This is a genomic window from Micromonospora sp. NPDC049089 (assembly GCF_040648775.1).
Lineage (GTDB): Bacteria > Actinomycetota > Actinomycetes > Mycobacteriales > Micromonosporaceae > Micromonospora.
The window spans coordinates 20,034-30,475 of the sequence record NZ_JBEZEH010000065.1; the positions used below are offsets into that span (position 1 = coordinate 20,034).

Genomic DNA, 10,442 nt, shown 5'->3' on the forward strand with positions numbered 1-10,442 from the left:
GGCGACAATCACACGGGGGAGGCAAAGGCATGGTTCGACGCACCGATCGGCTGGGCGCCGCAGTGCTCGCCGGGCTTGTGCTGGCGGGCGCGCTCGTCGGCTGCGCCGCCAAGGGGGAGAGCCCATCGGGCGTGGCCGCGCCGGTCGCCATCACCGACGGGCCGACCGATGCCCCGTCCGACGAGGTCGACGGGGAGCCGAGCCCGTCGGTGAGCGCCGTGGAATCGATGGGTTCCGCGCCGAGTCGGAGCGCTACCCCGAAGCCGAAGACGACGAAGAAGCCGACCCGGGCGGCGCCGAAGCCGCGCCCGGTGCCGAAGCCGCCCACCGAGACCGAGGTTCCCCCGGCGCCGCCGAAGCCGGCGCCGAGCTCCTGCTAGCCGACCTACAAGGGCAGCCAGGCGTCCCGGTCCGAGGTGAAGGCGGCGCTGACCGATGCGGCCAGCCGCACCTACTGGCCGGTGTCGGCCCCCGACATCAAGATCCCGCTCAACCTGCTCAAGGCCACCGCGTGGCAGGAGAGCGGCTGGCAGTCCAACATCTACGCCTGCGACGGTGGAGTCGGGCTGTTGCAGGTGATGCCGGACACCGCGACGTGGATGAACCAGCGGTTCGAGAAGAGCTACAAGATCGACGCGTACCAGGACAACGCCTACCTCGGCGCCACCTACCTGGCCTGGGCGACGAAGTACATCGGCGACATGTACTTCGAGTCAGACTTCCGGCTCGACCCGGCACTGTGCTCCAGCGAGCTGAATTCCTGCCTGCTCAACGCCGTCATCGCCGCGTACAACTTCGGGCACGGTGCGGTGGCTCAGGAGGGGAAGCCGCTGACGATCCCCAACCCGTCGTACGTGCGCAACGTGCGGGCACTGATGAACGAGTGCGTCTGCCTGGCGTACTGACCCTCGCCGGGGCCGTGGCGGGTTCGCCGCGGCCCCGACGTGTCGGTCAGTCGTGTGCGGCGACCGGCTCGGGCGAGCGCGGGGTGGCCTGCGCCGGGTCGGGCGTGATGCGGCCGGGCCACCAGAAGCGGTCGCCGAGCAGGAACGCCAGCGCCGGCACCAGGACCGTCCGGACCAGCAGGGTGTCGAGCAGCACACCGATGCAGACGATGATCCCGATCTGGGTCAGGGTGATCAGCGGCAGCACACCGAGCACGGCGAAGACTGCGGCCAGCAGCACTCCGGCGCTGGTGATCACACCGCCGGTGACCCGCAGGGCGGAGAGCATCCCGGCGCGGGTGCCGGCGCTGCGGGCGTCCTCCCGGGCCCGGGTGACCAGGAAGATGTTGTAGTCCACCCCGAGCGCCACCAGGAACACGAAGGCGAGCAGCAGCACACCGCTGTCCAGTGCCGGGAAGCCCAGCACGTGGTCGAAGAGCAGCCAGGCCGCGCCGAGGCTGGCGAAGTACGAGGCGATCACGGTGAGCACCAGCAGCAGCGGCGCGAGCAGACCGCGCAGCAGCAGCACGAGCACGCCGCCGACCAGCAGCAGGATGATCGGCAGGATGAGCCGCAGGTCCCGGTCGTTGGCCTCGTCGGAGTCGTACGTGGCGGCCACGGAGCCACCGACGATCGCCCCGGACGGGGCGTCGGCGCCCGCGGCGGCCGGCGGCGCGGAGTCGGGAACGGCGGCGACCGCCGCGCGCAGCGCCTCGATCGCGCGGTCCGAGGCGGTGGTGCCGGGTTCGGCGTCGAGGACCACGTCGACCTGGGCGACGGCCGCGCCGGCGTCGCCGGGGCGCGCCGAGGCGACACCGGGTACCGCTGTGGCGGCGTCGGTGACCGCCCGCACCGCCGCCGGCGTGGTGATCACGGCGACGGGCTGGGTGCTGCCGGCGGGGAAGGCCCTGGCCAGGGTCTGTGCGCCGGTCACCGCCTCGGGCTCGGCCCGGAACTGTTCGGTCTCGGACAGGCCGGTACGGATGCCGAGCCCACCCAGCGCCAGGCCGCCGAGCAGCACAGTGGCCAGCGTCGCGACCACCACCGGGCGGCGTTGCACGGCGGCGCCGAGTCGACCCCAGAGCCGACCCTCGCGTACCGGGCCGCCGACCCGGGGCACGAACGGCCAGAACAGGCCCCGACCGAAGAGCACCAGCACGGCGGGGAGCACGAACAGGGCCGAGAGCATGGCGAAGACCACACCGGTGGCGCAGGCCACGGCCAGTGCCCGGTTGGTTTCCTGCTCGCTGAGCAGCAGGGTGAGCACGCCGAGCACGACGGTGCCGCCGCTGGCGAGGATCGGCTCCGCGGTGCGGCGCAACGCGGCGCGCATCGCCGCGAACCGGTCCTCCTCGCGGCGCAGCTCCTCCCGGTAGCGGGCGATGAGCAGCAGCGCGTAGTCGGTGGCGGCGCCGAAGACCAGCACGCTGGCGATGCCGGTGACCTGACCCTGCTGGAGGTTGATGCCGACACCCGGCACGATGACGTCCACCGCGCGCAGGGTGAGCTGCTCGGTGGCGGCGACCACGACCAGCGGCACGATCCACAGGAACGGGCTGCGGTAGGTGATCAGCAGCAGCAGCGCGACCACGGCGGCGGTCACCACGAGCAGGGTGACGTCGGCGCCGTCGAACACCGAGGAGAGGTCGGCGGTGAACGCCGGGGAGCCGGTCACCTCGGCGGTCAGCCCGTCGGGCAGGTCCGCCAGGGTGGCGCGCAGCTGGGTCACCGCGTCGGTGACGACCTCCTGCCCGCCGGCGGTGTCCAGCGGCACGGCGACCAGGGCCACCGCGCCGTCCGGGGAGACCTGGGCGGGGCTTACCTGCCCACCCACGGCGAAGCGGCGCAGGTCGTCGGCGCGAGCGCCGACGGTCGCCCGGTCGGTTTCGCTCAGCGCGCCGCCGTCACCGCGACTGATCACCACGATGGCCGGCTGCACGTCGCTGGAGGGCAGCTGATCCTGCAGGCGTTGCACCTGGGTCGACTGCCACTGCACGGACAGGCCGGTGGCGGAGACCGGCGCCGGGTTGTCCGGCTGGGGTGTCCCGAAGACGGCAGCGCCCACGACGATCGCGGCGGCCACTGTGAGCCAGGCGGCCAGCCGGCCACGAGCGACTCTGGTGAACACAGACATCAGGTGACCTCAAGGTCCTTCGGAAGTCGAGTATCTTGATAGCCGAGATTATCCGGGGCTGTTCTATGCTGCAACCCGGGGGATCAACGACGGGAAGAGCGGCGCGAGGTGGCGACTCACGGCATGTACCGACGGCGCGACACGCGCCGCGAGCAGCTGGCCGCGGAGATCACCAACAACCTCCGGCGGTACGCGGTGGACGCCCAGCAGGTCGGCCACGCCTTCGCCAACCTGCACGGCCTCAACCCGACCGACCTTCAGGCGTTGATCGCGGTGATGGACGCCGAGCTGCTCGGTGACCCGATCACCCCCGGCCGTCTCGGCGAGCACCTGAACCTCTCCTCCGGCTCGGTCACGGCCCTGATCGACAGGCTGGAACGGGCCGGGCACATCCGCCGCGACCGGGACACCGTCGACCGGCGCAAGGTGCTGCTGCACTACGCCGACCAGGGCGCCGCGCTGGCCATGGAGTTCTTCCGGCCGCTGGGCGCCCGTACCGACACGGTGATGGCCCGCTTCAGCGAGGACGAGCTGGAGGTGGTGCACCGGTTCATGGAGGAGATGAGCGAGTCGCTGCGCGGGCACCGCGACGCGGTGCGCGCCACCCGGCCGGAGTCACCCCGGCGCCCGACGGGCTGACCGGTGCCGCACCTCGTCACCCGCCTCGCCAGCGCCGCGCTGCGCCTAACCCCGACCCGCCCCGGCCCGGTGCGGGTCAGCCGTGACCTCGCGGTGCGGGCCCGCGACGGCGTGGTGCTGCGCACCGACCACTACGCCCCGGCCGTCCGCGCTGCGCCGACCGTGCTGATCCGCACCCCCTACGGGCGGGGTGGGCCGCTGCGGCTGCTCGGTCGGCTGCTCGCCGCCCGGGGTCGACACGCGGTGATCCAGTCGTGCCGGGGCACCGGCGGCTCCGGTGGAACGTTCGCCCCGCTGGTGCACGAGCGCGACGACGGCGCGGACACGCTGGACTGGCTGCGTCGCCAGCCCTGGTGGTCCGGGCAACTCGGCATGTTCGGGGTCAGCTACCAGGGCTTCGCCCAGTGGGCCCTGGCCGCCGACGCCGATGAGGAGCTGCGCGCCATGGTCGCGGTGGTGACCGCCTCGGCCACCCGCGACTCGACGTACGCGGGGGAGTCCTTCGCCCTGGACACCGTGCTGACCTGGGCGGAGCTGCTGCACGCGCAGACCGTGCCGTGGCTGGCCCGGCAATGGGAACTCAAACGTGGGCAACCCCGGCTGGCCGCCGCGCTGGAGCACCTCCCGCTGGCCGAGGCTGACCGGGTGGCCACCGGCGTGACCATCCCGTTCTTCCAGGAGTGGCTACGCCACCACACACCGCAGGCCGCTTACTGGCGGACCCGGGTCTTCGCCGACCAGGTCGCGAAGGTGCGGGCGCCGGTGGTCATGGTCACCGGTTGGCACGACATCTTCCTGCCCGCCCAGCTCGACGACCACGCCGTGCTGCGCGCCGCCGGCACACCGCCGCGCCTGGTCATCGGCCCATGGACGCATGGCAGCCCCGGGCTGTTCGTGGGCGCGCTGCGCGAGGGGTTGGCCTGGCTCGACGAGCATCTGCCGGCCACGACCCGATCGCGCGGCCCGGCGGGACCAGCCCGGCCGCCCGTGCGCATCCACGTCGGCGGTGCCGGCGGCGGCTGGCGGGACCTGCCGGACTGGCCACCCCCGGCAATCCAGACCGCCTGGCACCTGCAACCCGGTGGCGCGCTGGCGGCACGCACACCTGTCGTGTCGACACCGGACGCGTTCCGCTACGACCCCGCCGACCCCACCCCGTCGCTCGGCGGTCCACTGCTCGTCGCCCAACGGGCCGGCCCGGTCGACAACCGGCGGGTCGAGGCCCGCCCCGACGTGCTGACCTACACCAGCGCCCCGCTGGCCGCGCCGGTCGAGGTGATCGGCCCGGTCCGCGCCGAGATCCACCTGCGCAGCGATCTGCCCTACCTGGACGTGTTCGTTCGTCTGTGCGACGTGGACCGCCGGGGTCGCTCGTGGAACGTGTGCGACGGTCTGGTGCGGGTCACGCCCGAGCGCTTCCCGGCCGACCCTTCCGGGGCGCTGCGGATTCCGGTGCCGCTCTGGCCGACCGCGTACCGCTTCGCCGCCGGGCACCGACTGCGGGTGCAGGTCTCCGGCGGCGCCCATCCACGGTGGGCGCGCAACCCCGGCACCGGCGAGCCGCTCGGCACGGCGGTGACGCTACGTGCCGGTTGGCGGCAGGTTCTGCACGACCCGGCGCACCCCTCGGCGCTGCTGCTACCGATAGTCCACTCTGCCCCGCACCAACCTCCAATCTGAACAGACCCCTCCTGAGCTGGGCGTTTACCGAAAATGCGGGCTATGGTGGAGTCAACGCCCGGCGCCGTGCACCAGTAGGCCGGGCTCGCCCGAAGCCCAGCACCGCGTACGCGGTGTGACGTCGTGCCCGGTCCCCGCCTCTCGGAAAGGGGGACCCCATGACCCGGGCCCCGGCTAACCTTCTGGCCGTCCGAAGTCTGCTCCTCACTCACCTCGACAACGCTCCCGGGCCCGACGACCTGGATCCGGGCGAGGTCGGCATCGTCGGTGACTCGTCCCACCGGGGCGGCTACCACTGCGGATCGGACCGGGTGGTCCCCAACGACTACTCGGTGGTCGAGTCGCCTCGGGACCGGGCCGGGCTGACCCTCGACGCGGCGGCGCTGGACGTCGGACAGTTCGATGTCCGTTCCGGTGGCCGATCGAACACCCTGCCCAGCTTCTCGGTCTGGTGCGTGGCGCAGTGCGCCGCGAACGCGGCCGACACCCGGGACATCCGGGAGATCATCTACAGCCCCGACGGCAGCACTGTGAAGCGGTGGGATCGCCTCGGTAAGCGCACCACCGGCGACAGCTCACACCGTTGGCACACCCACTTCAGCTTCTTTCGCGACGCCATCAAGGCGGGCCGCGACCAGCGGCCCCTGTTCCGCCGCTACCTCAGTTCCATCGGACTCCTGGAGGACGACGACATGACCCCCGAAGAGCACAACTGGCTGGCCACCGTCCACAAGAACCTCACCGTCCTGGACGGCCGCAACCCGATCGGGCAGATCTACACCCGGATGGCGATGGGTGAGGACGCCACCGTTCCGAACTTCAGGTCGGCCCACCCGACCCTGAAGTCGCTCGGTTTGCAGGTCACCGCCCTGCAGGCCGCGCTGACGGAGTTGTCCAACCGGGACTTCACCGACGAGGAGGCGATCATCCAGGGCGTGCTGGCCGGGCTGACCCCGGAGGAGATCGCCGCCGCGATCCCGCCCACGATCGCCAAGCAGGTGGCCGACGAGTTGGCCCGCCGGCTCGTCGCCTGAGCGAGGGGCGGTTCGTAGCCGCCGGGCCGCCCCTCTTGACGCAATCCGCAACGACTGTTGGGCAATAAGTGTTGCGCAACAGTCGTTGCGGATGTCAGGCTGTCGACATGAACAGCCCCGACGTACGCCAGGTCACCGACTCCCGGGTGCTGGCCGCCATGTCCCACCCGCTGCGCCGCCGGCTGATGGACGTGTTCAAGGTCCACGGGCCCTCCACCGTCGGGCTGCTCGCCGAGCGCACCGACCAGGCCCCCGCGAACGTCAGCCACCACCTCAAGGTCCTCGCCGCCGCCGACCTGGTCGCCGAGGCGCCCGAACTGGCCCGGGACCGGCGCGAGCGGTGGTGGCGCCTGGTGACCAGGGGGTTGCGCTGGTCCAACGCCGACTTCGACGCCGACCCGGCCTCCCGCGCGGTCGCCGACGCCGCCACCTCGCTCAACCTCGACCGGCACGTCGCACTGGCCCGGGCCTGGCACGCCGCCGATGAGGCCGAGCAGGCATCCTGGCGCGACGCCGCGTTCTCCACCGACCACTGGCTGCGCCTAACGCCCGAGGAACTGGCCGAGCTGAGCCGCGAGATGATCGGCATCCTCTCGCGCTGGGCCAACCGGGACCTGCCCGACGACGACGCCGAGCGCCGACCGGTCTTCGTGTTCGTCCACGGCGTGCCGGCGCGACCGTGACCGCCGCCACCCGCAGCGACCCGACCCCCGTGCGCCGTGCCGGCGGGCTGCTGCGGCACCGCGACTTCCGGCTGCTCTGGGCCGGCCAGGCGGTCAGCAGCGTCGGCAGCAACGTGACCACTGTCGCGCTGCCCCTGGTCGCGGTCGCCGTCCTCGACGCCGGCACCTTCCAGGTGGCGGTGCTCACGGCCGCGGCCTGGCTGCCCTGGCTGCTGATCGGCCTGCCGGCCGGCGCGTGGGTCGACCGGCTGCCCCGCCGACCGGTGATGGTGATCTGCGACCTGCTCTGCGCGGTGGCCTTCCTCAGCGTGCCGCTGGCCGCCGTGCTGGGCCGGCTCACCGTCGCGCAACTGCTGGTGGTTGCCCTCAGCGCGGGCGCCGCGCGGGTCTTCTTCGAAACCGCCGACCAGGTCTACCTGCCGGTGCTGCTGCGACCCGGGCAACTGCCGGAGGGCAACGCCAAGCTCCAGGCAACCCAGACCGCGAGCTACGTCGTCGGACCCGGCCTCGCCGGTCTGATCGCCCAGCTCGTCGGCGCCGTCGCCGCACTGCTGCTGGACGCGCTCACATTCCTGCTCTCCGCGATGTTCCTGTTGCGGATCCGCACCCGCGAACCGCGCGTACGACCCTCGCAGCGGTCCCGATCGCTGCGTCGGGACATCACCGAAGGGCTGCGTTTCGTCATCAGGGACCCGTACCTGCGGGTGCTCACGCTCTTCGGCGCGGCCAGCAACATCGGGCTGACCGGCTACCAGGCCGTCCTGGTGGTCTTCCTGGTCCGTGAACTGCGTCTCGAACCGGGCCTGGTGGGTGGGCTCGTCGGTGTCATGAGCGCCGGCGGGATCATCGGCGCGCTGCTCGCCACCACTGTGGCCCGGCGCTGCGGCACCGCAAGGGCGGTGTTGATCGGGGCGGCGCTCACCGGCCCGCCCGCGCTGCTCATCCCGCTCGCCGCGCCCGGCGTCGGGCTGGCCTGGCCAGCCCTCGGGGGCCTGCTGATCGGTCTCGGGGTGGCCATCGGCAACGTGGTCAAGGGTGCCTTCCGGCAGACCTACACGCCGCACCACCTGCTGGGCCGAGTGACGGTGAGCATGCATCTGCTCAACTACGGCACGATCCCGCTGGCGGCCGTGCTGGCCGGTGCCATCGGCGCACGTTACGGCGTCGAGACGGCAATTGTCGTGATGACCGCCTGGCTGGCGCTCACCCCGTTGATTCTGCTTGTCGGACCAATCCGGAGGCGGCGGGACCTGCCCGCCGCCCCGGCGGCGTCTTGAGTGCGCTGCGACGGCGGCCGGAGAACCGGCCGCCGTCACCGGCACGGAGCTACATCGGGCGGACGTTGTCCGCCTGCGGACCCTTCTGCCCCTGGGTCACCTCGAACTCGACCTTCTGGCCCTCGTTGAGCTCCCGGTAGCCGCTCGAAGCGATGGCGGAGTAGTGGACGAACACGTCCGGCCCTCCACCGTCCTGCTCGATGAAGCCGAAGCCCTTTTCCGAGTTGAACCACTTAACCGTGCCGGTTGCCATGCATCTCTCCCTGTTCAAAGCGGCTGACCCTCGGCCTGTGGCCGATGATCGCCCGTACCTGTTCGACAGTAACGGGCAAAACCCCGATCCGCTGGCCGAAGTGCCGTAGGTATTTGACTGAACTCGGGTGAACTCTGCGCGGCGGCATGTGAAACCCGCCCCGACCAACCGTCGCTGCGGCATGCTTGCGCCGATGAGTGATGCCGCAGCCGACGCGCTGACCGAGCTGGAACGCGAAATTCACGCGCCCGGTGCTGGTCTGGACCGGCTCCGGTTGATGCCCACCCCGTTCGTCCCCGAGGTGCGGCTGCACCTGGCCGAGGACGCGATCGTCTGGTGGGCCCGGATGGAGGCCGCCGCCGGACGCGCGCTGCCCGCGCCGTACTGGGCGTCCGCCTGGGCCGGGGGACAGGCCCTGGCCCGCCACCTCCTGGACCACCCGGAGCTGGCCGCCGGTCGCCGGGTGCTCGACCTCGCCGCCGGGTCCGGGCTGGTAGCCATCGCCGCCGCGCTCGCCGGCGCCGCGGAGGTGATCGCCAACGACATCGACCCGTACGCCGTCGCCGCCGTCACCCTCAACGCGCGGGCCAACCACGTCGCCGTCGACGCCACCGGGGACGACCTGCTCGACAGCACCGAAGCGAAGGTCGACCTGGTCGTCGCCGGAGACGTCTTCTACGACCGCGCGATGGCCGACCGGATGCTGCCCTTCCTGCAGCGGGCCGCCGCCGCAGGTGCCGACGTGCTGGTCGGCGACCCCGGCCGCGGGCACCTGCCGACGGACCGCCTGACCGTGCTGGCCGACTACCCGGTACCCACCACCGAACCGTCGGTCGACTCGTCGCTACGCCACGTGCAGGTGCTGCGCCCCGCCTGAGGCGCACCCCGACTCAGGGGCGACCCCGAGGCGGATACCAGGGGTCACTGGGGGCTACGACCGGATGTCCGAAGTGGCACCACGGCCATAGCGTCGACGCATGACGCAATGGCTGGCCCAGATCGGAGAACTACCGGTTCTGCTGCTGATGGGCGCGCTCGGGCTCGTCATGCTCTTCGACGCCGTACCCCTGCTGGGTGTCCTGGTCCCCGGCGACGTCGCGATCCTCGCCGCCGTCGGCGTGGGCCGCCCGAGCACCGGGCTGGCCACCTTCACCGCGGTGCTGATCGGTTGCCTGGCCGGATGGTCACTGAGCTTCCTGGTCGGCCGTCGCTACTCCGACCGACTGCGCGACAGCCGCGTCGGTGGCTGGATCGGCGAGGCCCGCTGGACAGCGGCCGAAGGAATCCTGCGTCGCGGCGGCGGCCGGATGATGGTGGTCGCGCCGTTCCTGCCGGTCTTCAACGCGCTACTGCCACTGGCCGCCGGCGGGCTGCGGATGTCGTACCGCCGATTTCTCGGCTGCGCGACGATCGGCGCGGCCGCCTGGGCCGGTCTCTACCTCGCCCTGGGCACCGCGTCACGGTCGGTGGCCGCGCTGCTGCCGGGCGACCCCAGCCCTCTGCTGGTCACGATGGGGGTCGGGCTGGTGTTGGCTTCCGTCGCGTTGCTGGGGGCGCGGCGGCGGTTGTTCGCCGTCGTGAGCTGAGGCTGTTCTTCGCTCTGGGGGGTGTGGGGGGCCCTGGGGCCGGGTTGCGGTGAGGTCGGGGGGCCTGCGCCGTGCCCGGCTCTGGGGCGGGGTTGCGGTGGGGGCGGGGGGCCTGCGCCGTGCCCGGCTCTGGGGCCGGGTTGCGGTGTGTGGGGGCGGGGGCCCGCCGTGCCCGGCTCCGGGCGGTCAGGCTTGATCCCTGGATCGGAAGT

The 10,442-nt window shown here is 72.2% G+C and carries 9 protein-coding genes and 1 pseudogene; 8 read left to right on the plus strand and 2 right to left on the minus strand.

Annotated features, from left to right (window positions below; translation table 11 throughout):
• Window positions 1–29 precede the first annotated feature (29 nt).
• Window positions 30–905, plus strand: a pseudogene (locus tag AB0B48_RS13795) (lytic transglycosylase domain-containing protein).
• Between the two features lie 46 nt (window positions 906–951).
• On the opposite strand, the gene AB0B48_RS13800 reads toward AB0B48_RS13795, so the two are convergent.
• A complete protein-coding gene (locus tag AB0B48_RS13800) occupies window positions 952–3,078 on the minus strand; it encodes an efflux RND transporter permease subunit (protein ID WP_357200539.1) in 2,127 nt (708 codons plus the stop codon).
• A 123-nt stretch (window positions 3,079–3,201) separates the two neighbouring features.
• Between AB0B48_RS13800 and AB0B48_RS13805 the strand changes: the two genes are divergently transcribed.
• The 5 genes from AB0B48_RS13805 (at window position 3,202) to AB0B48_RS13825 (ending at window position 8,391) form a co-directional block, all read left to right on the plus strand.
• Entirely contained in the window at window positions 3,202–3,717 is a 516-nt protein-coding gene (locus tag AB0B48_RS13805) for a MarR family transcriptional regulator (protein ID WP_357200542.1), read from the plus strand.
• Between the two features lie 3 nt (window positions 3,718–3,720).
• Complete coding sequence (locus tag AB0B48_RS13810; RefSeq protein ID WP_357200545.1) at window positions 3,721–5,397, plus strand: CocE/NonD family hydrolase; 1,677 nt, start codon at window positions 3,721–3,723, stop codon at window positions 5,395–5,397.
• Between the two features lie 158 nt (window positions 5,398–5,555).
• Complete coding sequence (locus AB0B48_RS13815; RefSeq protein ID WP_355010224.1) at window positions 5,556–6,431, plus strand: hypothetical protein; 876 nt, start codon at window positions 5,556–5,558, stop codon at window positions 6,429–6,431.
• A gap of 107 nt (window positions 6,432–6,538) precedes the next feature.
• Window positions 6,539–7,114, plus strand: coding sequence for a helix-turn-helix domain-containing protein (locus tag AB0B48_RS13820; RefSeq protein ID WP_357200548.1), 576 nt, complete (start codon window positions 6,539–6,541; stop codon window positions 7,112–7,114).
• Window positions 7,111–8,391 (plus strand): MFS transporter, encoded by a 1,281-nt coding sequence (locus tag AB0B48_RS13825; protein ID WP_357200551.1) that lies wholly within the window; start codon window positions 7,111–7,113, stop codon window positions 8,389–8,391. The genes AB0B48_RS13820 and AB0B48_RS13825 overlap by 4 nt, the downstream gene beginning before the upstream one ends.
• 49 nt (window positions 8,392–8,440) lie before the next feature.
• On the opposite strand, the gene AB0B48_RS13830 is transcribed toward AB0B48_RS13825, so the two are convergent.
• A complete protein-coding gene (locus AB0B48_RS13830) occupies window positions 8,441–8,644 on the minus strand; it encodes a cold-shock protein (RefSeq protein WP_007462771.1) in 204 nt (67 codons plus the stop codon).
• Between the two features lie 193 nt (window positions 8,645–8,837).
• Here AB0B48_RS13830 and AB0B48_RS13835 point away from each other — a divergent pair, with 193 nt between their 5' ends.
• A complete protein-coding gene (locus AB0B48_RS13835) occupies window positions 8,838–9,521 on the plus strand; it encodes a 50S ribosomal protein L11 methyltransferase (protein WP_357200554.1) in 684 nt (227 codons plus the stop codon).
• Between the two features lie 100 nt (window positions 9,522–9,621).
• Window positions 9,622–10,230 (plus strand): VTT domain-containing protein, encoded by a 609-nt coding sequence (locus AB0B48_RS13840; RefSeq protein WP_357200557.1) that lies wholly within the window; start codon window positions 9,622–9,624, stop codon window positions 10,228–10,230.
• The last annotated feature ends 212 nt before the right edge of the window (window positions 10,231–10,442 follow it).

What these genes read in the sequence shown, in the direction of transcription:
- AB0B48_RS13800 (WP_357200539.1), bottom strand. Translation starts at nt 3,078, where the DNA reads ATGTCTGTGTTCACCAGAGTCGCTCGTGGCCGGCTGGCCGCCTGGCTC.
- AB0B48_RS13805 (WP_357200542.1), top strand. Translation starts at nt 3,202, where the DNA reads ATGTACCGACGGCGCGACACGCGCCGCGAGCAGCTGGCCGCGGAGATC.
- AB0B48_RS13815 (WP_355010224.1), top strand. Translation starts at nt 5,556, where the DNA reads ATGACCCGGGCCCCGGCTAACCTTCTGGCCGTCCGAAGTCTGCTCCTC.
- AB0B48_RS13820 (WP_357200548.1), top strand. Translation starts at nt 6,539, where the DNA reads ATGAACAGCCCCGACGTACGCCAGGTCACCGACTCCCGGGTGCTGGCC.
- AB0B48_RS13830 (WP_007462771.1), bottom strand. Translation starts at nt 8,644, where the DNA reads ATGGCAACCGGCACGGTTAAGTGGTTCAACTCGGAAAAGGGCTTCGGC.
- AB0B48_RS13835 (WP_357200554.1), top strand. Translation starts at nt 8,838, where the DNA reads ATGAGTGATGCCGCAGCCGACGCGCTGACCGAGCTGGAACGCGAAATT.
- AB0B48_RS13840 (WP_357200557.1), top strand. Translation starts at nt 9,622, where the DNA reads ATGACGCAATGGCTGGCCCAGATCGGAGAACTACCGGTTCTGCTGCTG.